This window comes from Pseudomonas sp. dw_358 (assembly GCF_018449655.1).
Taxonomy (GTDB): Bacteria; Pseudomonadota; Gammaproteobacteria; order Pseudomonadales; family Pseudomonadaceae; genus Aquipseudomonas.
Window position 1 is genome coordinate 40,760 of record NZ_JAAVUX010000021.1, and the last position, 15,194, is coordinate 55,953.

Annotated in this window: 15 protein-coding genes; 5 read left to right on the forward strand and 10 right to left on the reverse strand. The window is 62.4% G+C overall.

Going from position 1 to position 15,194, the window contains the following annotated elements; genetic code table 11:
* Positions 1-145 precede the first annotated feature (145 nt).
* A complete protein-coding gene (locus HB675_RS22905; protein WP_213881438.1) occupies positions 146-634 on the forward strand; it encodes a hypothetical protein in 489 nt (162 codons plus the stop codon).
* A gap of 30 nt (positions 635-664) precedes the next feature.
* Positions 665-1,090, forward strand: coding sequence for a DUF3830 family protein (locus HB675_RS22910; protein WP_213881439.1), 426 nt, complete (start codon positions 665-667; stop codon positions 1,088-1,090).
* A 117-nt stretch (positions 1,091-1,207) separates the two neighbouring features.
* On the opposite strand, the gene HB675_RS22915 is transcribed toward HB675_RS22910, so the two are convergent.
* A complete protein-coding gene (locus HB675_RS22915) occupies positions 1,208-1,873 on the reverse strand; it encodes a TetR/AcrR family transcriptional regulator (protein WP_213881440.1) in 666 nt (221 codons plus the stop codon).
* 161 nt (positions 1,874-2,034) lie between these two features.
* Between HB675_RS22915 and HB675_RS22920 the strand changes: the two genes are divergently transcribed.
* The 3 genes from HB675_RS22920 (at position 2,035) to HB675_RS22930 (ending at position 6,132) form a co-directional block, all read left to right on the forward strand.
* Positions 2,035-3,015 carry an alpha/beta fold hydrolase gene (locus HB675_RS22920; protein ID WP_213881441.1) on the forward strand — a complete coding sequence of 327 codons (981 nt, stop codon included), beginning with the start codon at positions 2,035-2,037 and terminating at the stop codon, positions 3,013-3,015.
* 75 nt (positions 3,016-3,090) lie between these two features.
* A complete protein-coding gene (locus tag HB675_RS22925) occupies positions 3,091-4,725 on the forward strand; it encodes a methyl-accepting chemotaxis protein (protein WP_213881442.1) in 1,635 nt (544 codons plus the stop codon).
* Between the two features lie 150 nt (positions 4,726-4,875).
* Complete coding sequence (locus tag HB675_RS22930; protein WP_213881443.1) at positions 4,876-6,132, forward strand: nitrate regulatory protein; 1,257 nt, start codon at positions 4,876-4,878, stop codon at positions 6,130-6,132.
* Between the two features lie 7 nt (positions 6,133-6,139).
* Here HB675_RS22930 and HB675_RS22935 read toward each other — a convergent pair whose 3' ends face one another.
* The 9 genes from HB675_RS22935 to HB675_RS22975 form a co-directional block, all read right to left on the reverse strand.
* Positions 6,140-7,462, reverse strand: coding sequence for an MFS transporter (locus HB675_RS22935; protein WP_213881444.1), 1,323 nt, complete (start codon positions 7,460-7,462; stop codon positions 6,140-6,142).
* A gap of 21 nt (positions 7,463-7,483) precedes the next feature.
* Positions 7,484-8,806 (reverse strand): MFS transporter, encoded by a 1,323-nt coding sequence (locus HB675_RS22940; protein WP_213881445.1) that lies wholly within the window; start codon positions 8,804-8,806, stop codon positions 7,484-7,486.
* Between the two features lie 61 nt (positions 8,807-8,867).
* Positions 8,868-9,746 carry an SMP-30/gluconolactonase/LRE family protein gene (locus HB675_RS22945; protein WP_213881446.1) on the reverse strand — a complete coding sequence of 293 codons (879 nt, stop codon included), beginning with the start codon at positions 9,744-9,746 and terminating at the stop codon, positions 8,868-8,870.
* Positions 9,747-9,793: 47 nt separating this feature from the next.
* Positions 9,794-10,726, reverse strand: coding sequence for a 3-keto-5-aminohexanoate cleavage protein (locus tag HB675_RS22950; protein ID WP_213881447.1), 933 nt, complete (start codon positions 10,724-10,726; stop codon positions 9,794-9,796).
* Positions 10,727-10,795: 69 nt separating this feature from the next.
* Positions 10,796-11,584: an SDR family oxidoreductase gene (locus HB675_RS22955; protein WP_213881448.1), complete on the reverse strand. Its 789-nt coding sequence runs from the start codon at positions 11,582-11,584 to the stop codon at positions 10,796-10,798.
* Positions 11,581-12,303 carry a GntR family transcriptional regulator gene (locus HB675_RS22960; protein ID WP_213881449.1) on the reverse strand — a complete coding sequence of 241 codons (723 nt, stop codon included), beginning with the start codon at positions 12,301-12,303 and terminating at the stop codon, positions 11,581-11,583. The genes HB675_RS22955 and HB675_RS22960 overlap by 4 nt, the downstream gene beginning before the upstream one ends.
* A 964-nt stretch (positions 12,304-13,267) precedes the next feature.
* Positions 13,268-13,552 carry a hypothetical protein gene (locus HB675_RS22965; RefSeq protein ID WP_213881450.1) on the reverse strand — a complete coding sequence of 95 codons (285 nt, stop codon included), beginning with the start codon at positions 13,550-13,552 and terminating at the stop codon, positions 13,268-13,270.
* 216 nt (positions 13,553-13,768) lie between these two features.
* Complete coding sequence (locus HB675_RS22970; RefSeq protein ID WP_213881451.1) at positions 13,769-13,984, reverse strand: TOBE domain-containing protein; 216 nt, start codon at positions 13,982-13,984, stop codon at positions 13,769-13,771.
* A gap of 234 nt (positions 13,985-14,218) precedes the next feature.
* Entirely contained in the window at positions 14,219-15,145 is a 927-nt protein-coding gene (locus HB675_RS22975; protein ID WP_213881452.1) for a nucleoside monophosphate kinase, read from the reverse strand.
* Positions 15,146-15,194 lie beyond the last annotated feature (49 nt).

The following is a 15,194-nucleotide window of genomic DNA, read 5'->3' on the forward strand; positions in this document are numbered from 1 at the left end:
TTCCGCACACCAAATTCGTGCAAGTTAATTAGGCGATTAATTACTCTTGCAAGCTGGAGACTGTCGGCATAGGCTGATTCGGCCTTCCATCGATTGCTGATCATCCACACCCAGCCGACCATCCATACCTATAGAGGGGCGCACCATGACCACCGATGAAATGATCGACCTGCTCGACACCGAGCGCGAAGCCATCTGGCGCACCATGCCCGACGAAGTGGCGGCCATCGGCCGTGGTGAAATTCCGCGGGGCACCGGCGCCCGCGGGCAGTACCTGAGCACGCTGATGTTTGCCGAGGGCGAAGCGCGCACCCTGGCTGATGAAATGTTCTGGGGCCTGATCGAAGTCTGCCGTCAGCCGGGGGCGGACCTGGCCACGCTGAAAATGGTGATTCGCCAGATCATCGGCTACAAGGCCGACTTCTTCGACTTCGTCGGCCTGCCCGCCGCTGCCGCCATGGTGCATCGCTACGTGGCGGTCGCCGACGCCACCACCACGGTAGAAGAACTTGAGCGCCTGACTGGCGCGGCGCTGTCGTGGGCCAACCGCCTGCACATGTGGGTCGACCATGTCTTTCCATGGGGCGTGGGCGATGGTTTCCGCAAACCCAAAAGCAAACCCACCGCCGCCTGAGCCTCCCCTCATTTCTACAGGAACCCTGTCATGCGCTTGAGTCTGAAAGTCGAAGGTCAATCCATCTGCCTGATCGAAATCTGGGAAGACAAGGTGCCAAACCTGGCGCAGATCTTCCGCGAGAAACTGCCCCTGCAAAGCTCCTTGCAGCACGGCAAGCTGTTGGGCGACCTGGTGTTTTTCACCCTGCCCATCGTCGCACCCTGGGAAAACCGCTACCTGACACAGGACGTGGGCAAGGAACGCATCGCCAAGACCGGCCACGCCGCCGGCGCCGTGTGCTTCTACAGCCCGCGCCAGCAGTTGTGCATTGTCTACGGGGATGACGTCTCAGCCGAACCGTTGCCGATTTCGTACATCGGCGAAGTGATCGAAGGGGCGTTGCAGTTGAAGGTCACCGGAATGGAGACCTGGTTCGAGCAAGGGGCGTTGGTCGAATTGGCGATTGTTGATTGATGACCGGGTTGCGCCCATCGCGGGCACGCCCGGCTCCCACGCGTTCAACCTTCAGAAATTGAGGGGCGGTTGACTCCTGTGGGAGCGGGGCATGCCCGCGATGGGCGCAACACGATCTCAGGCCGTCCGTACGCTCAAATGCTCAAGCACCAGCTCACGCATCACTACGATCGCATTCTTGAAGTTGAACTTGGGAAACATCATCGAGCGAAACAGCACCCCGTCCAGGTAGGTGGAAATGAACATCGCCATGTCTGCCGGGTCGACTTCGCGGAACACGCCCAGGGCGATGCCATCCTTGATGGCTTTGCGCAGCACTTGGGATTCCTTGTCGTAGAACTTGCGGATGGCCTTGTCGATGCGCGGGGTGCGGCCGTGGGAGCTGGCATAGTCCAGGCTCATCTTGGCCAGTTTCTGCAACAACGCAAACTGCAGGATGTGAATCTGCAACCAGAGGAAGATGATCGATTGTGGCTCGACCGCGTCGTGCTTGATCGAGTTGAACTGGCGAAAGGCGTCTTCGACCGTGGACTCCACCACCCCGAGAAACAGTTCTTCCTTGCTGCCGAAGTAGTAGTAGATCAAGGCCGAGTTCATCTGCGTGGCCTTGGCGATGTCCTTGATGGTGACCGTGGCGTAGTTATGTTCGGCAAACAGGTCCAGCGCGGCCGATTGCAGGGCCTTGGCCACTTCGGACTGCTGGCGCTTGTCGCGCACGGCGGCCATGTCGATTTCCTCGGCGGGGCTCTTGTCCTTCTTCGCCAGACTGCTCTTCGCTACCATGTTGAACCCTGTGTCCTGCGAGGCCCGGCCAATGCGGGGCAAATGAAAAATGCGGCCTGCCGCTGTTGTTGTAGCACTTTATGTACCAGATGCGACGGCTGCGCATTATCAGCTGCCGTCGGGGTTTCGTCCATGCGCACTCACCCTCACCGGAGCACGCCATGCCCACCGACTACCGCACCGCCGCCTTGGGTGACCTGCTCTTGCAGTCCGGCCAGACCCTGATCGACGCGCAATTGGCTTTTCACACCCAGGGCCAGTTGAATGCCGCAGGGGACAACGCGGTGCTGCTGCCGTCCTATTACACAGGCAACCATCGCTCCTACCAGGGCTGGATCGGCCCAGGCCGGGCGCTGGACCCGGAGCGGTTGTTCATCATCAGCGTCAACCTGTTTGGCAACGGCTACTCCAGTTCCCCCAGCAACTCCAGCCTCCAGCCGGGCGCCGACTTTCCCCGGGTAAGCCTGGAAGACAATATCCAGGCCCAGCGCCGCCTGCTTTGGGAGGTGCTGGGGGTGCGCCGTCTGGCGCTGGTGGCGGGCTGGTCCATGGGCGCCATGCAGGCGTTCAATTGGGCGGCGCGCTTTCCCGATGACGTCGCCGCCCTGTTGGCGGTCTGCGGCACCGCCCGCTGCTGGCCGCTCAATCAGGTCTTCTTGCAAGGCGTGCGCGCCGCCTTGCAAGCCGACAGCGGCTATGCCGGCGGGCGCTATGAAACGCCGCCGGAACGGGGCTTGCGGGCCTTCGGTCGCAGCTACGCCGGATGGGCCTACTCGGCGCAGTTTTTTCGCGAACGGTTGTATCAGGGCATGGGCTTCGCCAGCCTGGAGGCGCTGCTGCAGGACTGGGAGGACGACCACCTGCAACACGACGCCAACGACCTGCTGACCGTGCTCGACAGTTGGCACCAGGCCGACTTGCCCAATACCGCACTGGCCGCCATCCGCGCCCGCTGCCTGCTGATGCCCGGCAGCACCGACGCCTACTTTACCCAGGCAGAAGCCCGGCTAGAGTACACGCACCTGCAAGACGCCCGCTTCGAGCCACTGGTTTCACCCTATGGTCACTGCGCCGGGGCGCCGGGGCGTTTTGCCGACGAAACCCGGCAAATCGACGCCGCCCTGGCCAGATTGCTGGGGTAGATCCGCCACTGCCTCATGTTCAGCCCCGTTCGGCCGACAGCCTGTCACGGTGTCTAACAATAAAGGGTCTGCACTATGGGCGGTTTGCGCAACTTTTCGATCGGCAAGCGATTGTGGCTGATCCTGCTGGTGGCCATGGCCATGCTGTTCAGCCTTGGCCTGGTCATGCTCAAGCAGATCCATGACGACCTCTACGCCGGCCGGGCCAAGCAGACCATGCACGTGGTGCAGGCCGCCAGCGGCGTGCTCGACTACTACCACAACCTGGAAACCGCCGGCACGTTGAGCCGTGAAGCCGCCCAGCAACAGGCCCTCAGCGTGATCCGCGGGCTGCGCTACGACCAGACTGCCTACTTCTGGATCAACGACCTGCGCCCCGTCATGATCATGCACCCCACCAACGCCAAGCTCGAAGGCCAGGACCTTTCCGGCATCCGCGACCCGGATGGGGTCGCGCTATTTTCCGACATGGCGGCCATCGCCAAGGCTCAAGGCGCCGGCGTCGTCAACTACCGCTGGCCGAAACCAGGGGCCAGCGCGCCGGTGGAAAAGACCTCCTACGTGCAACTGTTCGCGCCCTGGGGATGGGTGCTGGGTTCGGGGGTGTACATCGACGACATGCAGGCCGACTTCATGACCCAGATCTGGCACGCCTCCCTGGTGGGCCTGGTCATTGTGGTCATCATGGCCCTGCTGGTGCTGGTGATCACCCGCAGCATCCTGCGCCCCTTGCGCACCACCGTCGGCGCCATGGCCAACATCGCCAGCGGCGAAAGCGACCTGACCCGCACCCTGCCGGTGGAGGGCAAGGACGAAATCACCGAGCTGGCGCGGCACTTCAACACCTTCACCGCCAAGCTGCACCGGGTGATCAGCGAACTGCAATCCTGCGCCCACGCCCTGGGCCAGTCATCCACGGAGTTGGGTAACAACGCCGAACAGGCCCAGCAGCGCAGTGAGCAGCAGGCCCAGCAGATGGAACTGGTGGCCACGGCGGTCAATGAAGTCACCCATGGCGTGCAGGATGTGGCGCGCAATGCCGAGCACGCCGCCAGCGAAATGCGCGACGCCCAGGCCCAGGCCACTCAAGGCCAACAGAACATCGACAGCTCGCTGCGTCAGATAGGCGCGCTGTCGGGCACCATCGACCAGGCGGTGGAGGTGATCCGCACCCTGTCCGGGGAAAGCACCCAGATCGGTACCGTGCTCGAAGTGATCAGCTCCATCGCCGAGCAGACCAACCTGCTGGCGCTCAACGCCGCCATCGAAGCCGCCCGCGCCGGCGAGCAGGGCCGGGGCTTTGCCGTCGTCGCCGACGAGGTTCGCTTGCTGGCCCAGCGCACTCAGAAGTCCACGGCCGAAATCCACAACATGGTCCAGCGCCTGCAAAGTCATTCGGACTCGGCGGTTAAAGTCATCGGCGAAAGCAGCCGCGCCTCGCGCCTGACCATCGAACAGGCCAACCAGGCCGGCCAGAGCCTGACCTCCATCAGCCATGCCCTGACCAACCTCAACAGCCTCAATGCGTCCATTGCCAGCGCCACCTTGCAGCAGTCCCATGTGGTGGAAGACATCAACCAGAACGTGACCCAGGCGGCCGGTTTGTCCCATCACACCGCCCAGGCGGCCGAGCAATCGAGCGCGGCCAGTGTGGGGTTGAAGCAGTTGAGCGAGGAGCTCAACGGGTTGTTGCGCCAGTTCAAGCTGTAACGCCACTCCTGTAGGACCGAACTGGCTCGGGAACAAGGCACTGCGCGGAGCAGGAGCAACCGCGTGGCGGGGTTCGCGAGCAAGCTCGGGCCTACAGCGCAAGGTAAATAGACCTACAATAGCCTGATCGCCGACCAAGACCCTGCGCCCATGCCCGAGACTCCACTCCCCCCTGCCCTGCGCTTCATGCTCGCCGCCCGCCGCAGCGAGCTCGAAGGCCTGAACAACCTCGCCAGCACCTGCCAGCAGGTCACGGACATCAGCCGTCTGGTGCATGCGCTGCAGCGTGAACGGGGGTTTTCCAATTTGTTTCTGGGCAGTCACACGCCCGCCCATGAAGCCCAGCTCAAGCAGCTCAGCGACGAAGCCGCGGCCATCGAGGGCGCCGTGCTGGCGAGCATGCAGACCATGGATTTGCAGGAAGCCAGCGCCTCGGACCGGGCCCGTCTGTTCAACCGCATAGCCTTTGCATTGCACTGTTTCGAGGAGCTGCCCGGCCTGCGCTTGCGCATCCGTGAACAGCGGACCACACCCCAGGACGCCACCGCCGCCCTGACCCGCTTGATCGGCGCCCTGCTGGCGGTGGTCTTCGAGGCGGCCGACAGCGCCATCGACCCGAGCATCACCCGCGTGCTGGTGGCGCTGTTCAACTTCATGCAGGGCAAGGAGCTGGCGGGTCAGGAGCGGGCCACGGGGGTGACCGGTTTTGCCATCGGCTACTTCGATGCGCCCCTGCGCACGCGCCTGGAACACTTGGCGCAAAGCCAGGAACGCTGCTTCCAAAGCTTTCTCGAATTTGCCGACGATCAGGCCCGAAGCATCTGGCTGAGCGTCGAGCAAACGCCGGTGACCCAGCTTCGGGCCATGGCGTTGCGTACCCACGAGTCGGCCAAGGTCGACCCCGGCCTCTCGGAGGTGTGGTTTGACCTCGCGACCCAGCGCATCGATCGCATGCACGAGGTGGAAACCCGTCTGGCCAGACAACTGCTGGAACAGTGCCAGTCCAGCATCGCCCTGGCCCATGCCGACCTCGACAACCATCGCGCCCTGTCCCGTCGCCTGGCCGGGCTGGACCACGGCGAGCAGGTGCGCCTGTTCAGTGTCCAGACCAGCCCGCTGGACGACGCCACCGAGCCACTGGGGCCGCACGTCGCACGCTCCCTGCTGGACTTGCTGCAGGCCCAGACCCAGCGCCTGCAAAGCGCCAACCATGAACTGGACAGCGCCCGCCAGTCCTTGAACGAGCGCAAGGTAGTCGAACGCGCCAAATACCTGTTGATGGAGCAAATGGGCCTCAGTGAAAGCGAGGCCCACGGGCGTTTGCGTCAAGGGGCGATGGACCGTGGCGAGCGATTGATCGACGTGGCCCAGCGCCTGATCGACGCCAGGAACAAGCCGCGTCGCTAACCGCGCTTCAAACGGCCGCGTTCTTGATCACCGGCGCGGCGCCACGTGTGCCCCGGGCCTCATGCCCCTGGCGCAGGCGCAGCGCCGCAACCGCCGCGACCACCAGCAACACGGCCATGACCCGCAAACCATTGGTCGAGCTACCCGTGCTCTGCTCGATCAGGCCCATCACCGACGGCCCGACGAAACCGCCCAGCAGGCCGCAACTGTTGACGAAGCCCAGCCCACCGGCCAGTGCCGCGCCACGCAGGCGCGAAGCCGGGTACAGAAAGACAATGGACTGCACCACGAAAAACATCACCGCCGAGACACAGAAACCCATCAGGCTGAACACCGGCCCCGACACCGAGGCAACGATCAAACCCAGCGCCATAGTCAGCAAGCCGGCCACCAGCATGCGCCGGGCCCGGGTCGCGGTATTGGCGAAGCGCGGCAGAAACAGCGCCCCCAGCCCCGCCGCAATCCACGGCAACGAGGTCAGCAACCCAACCTGCAAGGTGCTCAGCTCGCCATACCGAGCAATGATGCTCGGCAGGAAGAAAATCACCGTATAGATAGTGATCTGGTGGCAGAAATAGACAAAGATCGCCAACAGAATCTGCGGTGTCAGGCACTGCTTGAACGAGTGGCCGCCGTGACCTGCGCCTTCCTCGGCCTCCTGGGTCAGGCGCCGCTCGATGTCCTGAGCCTCGGCCGGGGTCAACCAGCTGGCCTTGCCGGGACGGTCTGGCAGTTTCTTCCACACCACCAGAGCGAAGAACGCCGCCGGCAAGCCTTCGAGCAGGAACATCCACTGCCAGCCGTGCCATCCCAGGGCGCCGTCCAGCTTCATCAGCATCGCCCCCAGCGGCCCGCCAAGAATGTTGGCCACACACACGCCCAGCAGAAAATAGCCCGTGGCCCGTGCCCGCTGCTCACGGCCGAACCAGTAGGTCAGGTACAGCATCACCCCTGGAAACAGCCCGGCCTCGGCGATGCCCAGCAGCAGGCGCAACGCATAAAACGAGGTTTCGCCCTGGACGAAGGCCATGGCGGCAGAGATCAGCCCCCAAGTCACCATGATCCGGGCAATCCAGAAGCGCGCGCCGACCTTGTGCATGATCAGGTTGCTGGGGATCTCCGAGAGCGCATAGGTCAAAAAGAACAACCCGGCGCCCAGGCCGTAGGCGGCCGCCGAGATGCCCAGGTCCACGTCCAGGCTGTGCTTGGCCAGGGCGATATTGGTACGGTCGAGAAAGCTCAGCACATAGGCGGCAATCAACAACGGCATCAGTTTGACGAACATGAGCCGATCGAGTGCCGAGGGTGCGCGTGGTGTTGTAGTTGTCATGACGCAAACCTCCTTGAGGGGTTACAGGCTCGGTTGCACCTGCAGCCGGGCCGGACGGTGGGAGAACAGTTGCAGGCAGGCACCGCCCAGGGCGCAGCCGGCCATGACGAAGAAGCACACCGTGTAGCCACCCAGGCTGGTCCAGCCACCGCCGCCGGCGATCAGGCTGCCCATCAGCACCGGCGCTACACCGCCACCGATGAACATGGCGGTGGTGATGATCCCATTGGCCGTGGAGGTGGCCGATGGCTCGGCCGAGTCCGACGCCACCGCGTAGTAGATCGGCCACACCGCGTTGGCCACCAGGCCGAACAGCAGTTGCACGACGATGACGATGGTCATGCTGTTGGCAAAGTAGAACGCGCCGACACTGGCGGCCATCCACACCCCGCAAATCAGCAAGGTCACGCGCCGACCGATGATGTCCGACAGCGACGGCCAGATCAGCTGGCCGAGAATGCCGGTCAGGGTGAACACCACACTCATTCCCGCCGATTCGGCCAGGGACAGCCCGAGAATGTTGTACAGATAGGCCGGCAGCACGATGTTGACGCCCATGTACACCACCTGAGTGAGCAGGGTGTTGCCGGCGGTCAGGGCGATGTTGCGGTTGCGCAGCGTGGCCTTGAAGGATTTCCAGGCTTCACCTTTGACGTTGGACGACGGTGCGCTGTTCGGAGCGGTCATGCCCTTGGCGGCGATGTCGATGTACAGCTGGCGAATCCGCTCGGCGGTGGAATAACGCGCCCAGAAGATCATCAGCGGCAACGCGACGACGAAGGCGAAGAAGAACACGTAGCGCCAGTTGTCCTCGCCGAAGGTGGCGATCACGAAACTGGCCACCAGGCCGCTGAGCAGCGCGCCGATGGGGTAACCGGTGTGGTGCGCGCCCAGAGCAAAACCACGACGCTCCACCGGCCACCATTCGGCGGTGTTGCTGACGCCCACCGGCTCGCCCCAGCCGGCGCCGAGGTTGACCCCCACGCGCAAGGCGATGAAGGTGCCCAGGTGACCGCTCAAGGCATTGAACCCGGACAGCAAGGAAATCAGCGTGTAACCCAGCACCAGCGGCACCTGAAAGCGTGCTCGCTTCCAGCCGCCGCCGTAGCGGTCACTCCACACTGAACCGGGAATGTCCAGCACGGCCAGAGCCAGCATCACCACAGTGGCGACAGTGCCCCACTGATCGGCGGACAGGTCGAAGTGTTTGGAAATGGTTGGCCCCAGTCGCAGGACGATTTCCCGGTCATAGGCATTGAGAATCCAGATGGCCCAGCAGACCAGCAGAGAAACCCAGGAATAGCGGTGAATCTTGCCCAGCGATGCCTTGTTATTATTTTGCATGAGCGGCTCCAAAGCGCCCGCAGTGCAGGCGCTCGTTCAGGTTAAGTGTGGAGGGGCTTCCTTACCCGGCGAAACGGCGTTCGGCGATCCCGCGTATGCCCAGTCCGCTGACGGCGAACAACGCGCCGCGCTGCTGCCCGTCGGCAGGAAAACGCGGCAAGGGTGGCCGCGCCATGGACGTGACGTAGAGCACGTCCAGGTCCGGGCCACCGAAAGCCACGCTGGTGACTTTCTTCACCGGCATCTCGATGACTCGGTCGACACGGCCATCCGGGCTGTAGCGCACCAGTTGCCCGGCATACACCAGCGCCTGCCACAGGCAGCCCTCGGCATCCACGGTGCAGCCGTCGCCGGCACCACCGCCCGAGGTGTCGACTTTGGCGAAGGTGCGCCGGTTGGCCGCGGCGCCGCTGACGGTGTCGTAATCATAGGCCCAGATGTCGCCGGTCCAGGTGTCGGTGAAATACAGCGTGCGGCCATCCGGGCTCCAGCACGGGCCGTTGGAGCAAATGATGCCCTCGTCGAGCACGTGCAGGTTCAGGTCGGGGTCAAGGCGATACAGCTTGGCGCTGGCCGCCTCCTCCAGGGTGTCCATCGAGCCGAAGACAAAGCGTCCCTGGCGGTCAACCTTGCCATCGTTGAGGCGGTTGTCGGGATGGTTGGGCTCCGGGTCGTTGATCAGCGTCAGGTCGCCGCTGGCCAGGTCCAGATGGTGCACTCCGCCTTGAAGGGCAACGATGGCCTGCTCGCCCGACTCACACAAAGCCAGCGAGCCGATCTTCTGGCCGACGTCCCAGGCCCGCAACTCGCGACCATCGGCGGTGCAGCGCAGCACCCGACCGTCGAAGCTGTCGACCCAGTACAAGCGTTGTTGCTCGACATCCCACACCGGGCTTTCACCCAGGGTGGTCTTGAGGTCGGCGACAATGTCGATACGCATGGTGATCCCTCTTGTTTTTATCGGAATAGAGGTGTGATCGGCGGTGTTCAGAAACCGACCTGGTCGCCGCCCTTGAGGCCGAGGATTTCCCGCGCCTCATCCGGTGTGGCGACCCGACGCCCGAGGGCTTCGATCACTGTACGAATCCGCGTGACCTGCGCTGCGTTGGTCGCCGCCAGTTGGCCCGGACCGTCCCACAGCGAGTCTTCCAGCCCCACGCGCACGTTGCTGCCCATGGCCAGGCCCATGGTGCCCAGCGGGATCTGCCGGCTGCCGGCACCGAGGATCGACCAGACGTAGGCGTCGCCAAACAGGCGGTCGGCGGTGCGTCGCATGTGCGCCAGGTCTTCGGGGTGCGCACCGATGCCGCCACGCAAACCGAACACCGACTGAATGAACAACGGCGCCTTGAGCAGGCCGCGTTCCAGGAAGTGCGCGGCGGTGTACAGGTGGCCGATGTCGTAGCACTCGATCTCGAATCGGGTGCGGTTTTCGGCGCAGGAATTGAGGATGTAGGTGATGTCGCGGAAGGTGTTGCGGAAGATCCGGTCGTCGCTGTCTTCCAGGTACGGCCGCTCCCAGTCGTGCTTGAACTCGGTGAAGCGGTTGAGCATTTCATAGAGGCCGAAATTCATCGAGCCCATGTTCAGCGAGGCCAACTCGGGCTTGAGTTGCATCACCGGTTGCAGGCGCTCCTCCACGCCCATGGTCGGCGCGCCGCCGGTGGTCAGGTTGATCACCACGTCGCTGGCGGCCTTGATCTGCGGCAGAAAGCGCATGAACATTTCCGGATCCTGGGTCGGCTTGCCGTCCTCGGGGTCGCGGGCATGCAGGTGGACGATGGAGGCACCGGCCTGGGCGGCACCAATCGCGGCTTCGGCGATCTGGTCCGGGGTGATCGGCAAATAGGGCGACATGGAGGGCGTGTGAATCGCACCGGTCACGGCGCAGGTGATGATGATGGGTTTTGACTTGGACATGAGGCTCTCCATTTATATTTTTATGAGATGCACTGCGTGTAGTTGAAGCGAAATCGGTGGTTGAAGGGCTTACAGGTATTCGACGTTGCCATCCACGCTGATTGCCTGGCCGGTGACATTGCGCGCGGCCGGTGAACAAAGGAACAGGGCCATGGCGGCGACGTCTTCGGCAGTGACCATGCGCTTGAGGGAAATCTTCTTGAGGTATTCCTCGCGCATTTCCTCGAACGGCACGTTCAATTGCTCGGCCCGGGCACGAATCACGCCGTCCATGCGCGGACCTTCGACAATGCCGGGCAACAACGCATTGACCCGGATGTCGTCAGGGCCGAGCTCCGAGGCCAGGGATTTCATCAAGCCGACAATGGCCCACTTGGTGGCTGCATACGGGGTACGCCAGGCATAACCCAGGCGCCCGGCCACCGAGGCGATATGGATCAGGTGCGCGTGGGGCGATTCGCGCAACAGCGGCACAGCGTGATGGGCAAAGCGGTACTGGGCGGTGAGGTTGATGTCGATGGTGCGTTGCCAGTCCTCGTCACTCACCGTGTCGATGCCACCGGTGGGCCCGGCAATGCCGGCGTTGTTGACCAGTACATCGAGGCCGCCGAACTGCTCGCGCTGGACCTTGAAGACATGGGCAATCTGCCCGCCGTTGCCGACGTCGGCGCGGGTCGCCACGGTGCCGGGATAGCGCTCGGCAAAGGCCGCCACCGCCGACTCGTTGACGTCGCACACATGCACCCGTGCGCCCGCTTCGATATAGGCTGCCGCCAGCACTTCCCCGATACCGGCCGCGCCGCCGGAGATCAGAACCCTCAACCCTTGGTAGGGCACTAGCCGTTGCAGGACACTCATGCGCTTTTACCTCCAGAGACACTCGACCGCTTGGGGCCGTTCTTGACGAGCAGGCGGGCCAGGGAATCGGCCGCCTGCATGATGTCGTCGGTGACCGCCGCCCGCGCCGCGCCGCCATCGCGCGCCGTGAGGGCGTCGACGATGCGGTTGTGCGCCTGCATCGAGCGCGCAAGGTGCTCCCGATCCGGGGCCACGAGGGCGAAACAGGGGCCCATGTGCAGCCAGAAATTTTCCACGGCGGCGATGGTCAGGTCGGCCTTGGCCACGGCGTAGATCCGCCGATGGAAGGCGAAGTTGGTCCACAGGTAGCGGGACACGTCGACCTTGTCGGCGGCGTCCTGCATCTGCTGACAAATGCTGTTGATTTCCTTGAGGTCGAGGGCGGTGAGGTGCAGCACGGCCTTTTCGGCCAGCAGCCCTTCGAGGGCGACCCGAGCGTCGCGAATCTCGCGCAGCCGGTCGGGGGTCATCATGCGCACTCGCAGACGGGAGGTTTCGGTGACTTCGAAGGCGTTTTCGGCGCTGAGGCGGTGCAGGGCTTCGCGCACGGGCATGGGGCTGGAGCCCAGGGCTTCGGCGAGACCGCGGATGGTGAGTTTCTGCCCAGGCTGAAAACGCCCGCTCATCAGCGCTTCGCGCAGTTGGCGGTAGACCTGCTCTTGCATCGTGTCGCGAGAGACTTGGCGCAGGGTGGGCAGCAGGGTCGGTTGATCGGTCATGGGGCGAGCCTGTTCTTTTTGATCTTGTGGCGGCCAATATGTGATCACAAATCAATTATGTCAAATTAATTCAGAACCAAAAAATCAACTACGCTCTCCGGCCTGCACGCACACCGGGCTATTGCTGTAGCTGTTGCTCTGGCTGTTGCTCTGGCTGTTGCTCTGGCTTTTGATCTGCTTGTGATCTTGACTGTCCGCGCCCTCAGCAGGCCGACTGGAGCAGCGCGGGAGTGGGGGGAGCGAGGCAGGAAGCCGAGCTAGCGCTGTAGGCCATGGATGGCCGTACAGCGCGACCCCCACGGAGCGATGCGCAAGGAGGGAACCCGTAGCGCAGCGGAGGGCCAATGCGGGTGCGGAGGCCTTTTGCTTCCTTTTGGGCCTTTCCAAAAGGGAGTCGCTGTAAAAGCGAAAGGGGCCTTCGGCCACCCTGGAGATGCCGGATAAGCTAGCAGATTTCAATAGCAACTCTGAGATCGTCATAGGGACCTACTTGAAGATCGTCGTAACGACCCACATTTCGGTGAGCTAATCCGTTTTACGTGTTGGTGCAGACTCACCTTTTCGCCCTTACGGCGACTCACTTTTGGAAAGGCCCAAAAGTAAGCAAAAGGCCTCCGCGCCCGCATTGGCCCTACGCTTCGCTCCGGGTTCCCTCACTCCACAGCGCTCCGTGGGGTCGCGCCGTACGGCCATCCATGGCCTACGGCGCTAGCTCGGCTTCCTGCCTCGCTCCCCCACTCCCGCGCTGTTCCGTTCGGCCTGCTGAGGGCGCGGACAATCAAGATCACAAGCAGATCAAAAGCAGATCAAAAACCAGAGCCAGAGCCAGAGCCAGAGCAACGGCAACGGCAACGGCAACGGCAACGGCAACGGCCGGGGGGCGCCCTACTGTGGGCTGGGTTGTTACAGACGAAAAAAAACGCCTGGAGTGGGCGCTTTTTTTCGTTTCACTCAACAATGAACATTAAAGAACCTGCTGATCCACCATCATCGAGTGAATCACGAAGTCTTTTTGCTGCGGCGTCAAGCCATCCCAGACGTGAACCTTGGCGTAGTAGCCCAGGCCACCGGCGATATAAAGCGCCAGCGCCGCGATCACCATGATCGCGCTTTTGGAGAAGCCTTCTGCCTCATCGTCGACACGATCGGTTTGGGCCAGAACGTCGGATTCACGACGCATCGACGCGATACCCGCGGAAACACGCTTGAACGCTTGGGAAAGCAGCATCAAGACCAGACGCAGCAACATGGTGTAAAACCTCTCGGGGAAATGGTTGCAAGCAGGAAATCGGGAACTGAAAACGAAAAAAGCCCGTCATGGGGGACGGGCTTTTATTATTGGGTAGGTCAGCGCGCGTTGTACGACGACTGCCTTGGTGCTCATTCTACGCAACCTTTCGTTACAAGTTCAAACGAAAATGTAACCGTTAGTCCATTTTCACCTGCGCCTGGGTGCGGTGTTCTGTCACAGCTTGGCGATGGACACTTCCGTGGATTTAACAAAAGCGATCACTTCACTGCCGATCACCAATTCCAGCTCATGAACAGAGCGCGTAGTGATCACGGAAGTGACAATGCCGGCGGGGGTCTGCACGTCGATTTCGGAGACCACCGGACCTTCGATGATTTCCTTCACGGTGCCGCGGAACTGGTTGCGGACGTTAATTGCCTTGATGGTCATGGGCAGTGCTCCTGTGGAAGTGAGCCTAGAATGCGCCGACCGGAAGATATTTAAAAAGAATAAATAAGCAGATCGTTATAACTGTATAGCCTTTACATCCCTGCCCTATCTGGCCATTCAGATGAACGATAGCGCTTGCAGGGCCGCCCTTGCTCCGGAATCGACGCCACCCCCGGCAAAATCGGTGGCAGCGTCTCCCCGAGCAAACCCGGTCCTACCAGAAGCGGCAGGCCATCAATGCTGCCGCGAAGCCACCAGCGACCTGGCCAGCACGTTGGACAAGCCGATGCTGATCAACGCGGCATACACCACGTTGTTGATCGAACGGTCCAGGTTGAACACCTTCTCCCCACCGACAAGGTCGTAGTGCGGCTGGTGCGCGTCGATCAATGCCACCTTGTCCGAGCCCACCTCGTCCTTCAGGTAGTCGACGCTTGGCTGCACACTTTCGACATAGAACTCATAGCGCTTGAGCAGCGCCTGGTTGTTGTCGTCCATGCGCTGACGCTTGCCGGCACGGCGCAGCATCTGCTGCTTGCTGATGCTCAAGTGCAGCACTTTCAGGACCGGGATCTCGTTGCGCTTGAAAACCTCCAGCAAATGCATCGCCGCCGCCTTGGTGCGCGGGTAGCCATCGACGATGAACGGCTGGTCGACTTCGGTGGCGAACAGTTCGATGTGCGCCTCGATCAGTGCCTGAGTCCACCGATTGGGCACCAGCAGACCGTTGATGGTGCAGTACTCCAGCCATTCCAGCTGGCTGGTCGTGCGCCAGTTTTCACCCGCGCTGTCAGCCGGGCGGCGGTCCTTGAGAAAACCCTCGAGCGCCTCTCGGTGAACCCCGACCTTGGTGACCAGTTCTTCGGTGGCGTCTTCGCATTCGAGGATCGGCGTGGCGTCGCTGATCCCGTATTTGCTCTGCAGTGTCTTGGCGAAATCGGGGTATTCCTTGGCGTGCTCGAACGAGTGCCGAAGAATGTTGCCCATCGAAAGCCAGCGCTCCTGCGGGATGCTCAAGGCATCGCAGAGGGCCTGGGCGAGTTCACCTTTGCCGCAACTGGAGGGGCCGGTGAGGATGAAGGCTCCTTTGCCACGAATTTCCGCGCGGGGGATAACCAGGCGAGATTCAATATCGACGTTGCTTGGCGGCTTGCTGTGCATCCTGTTTTTCCCCTGTTCAAGTGGTGAGAGATTACCGGATTGACGCTTT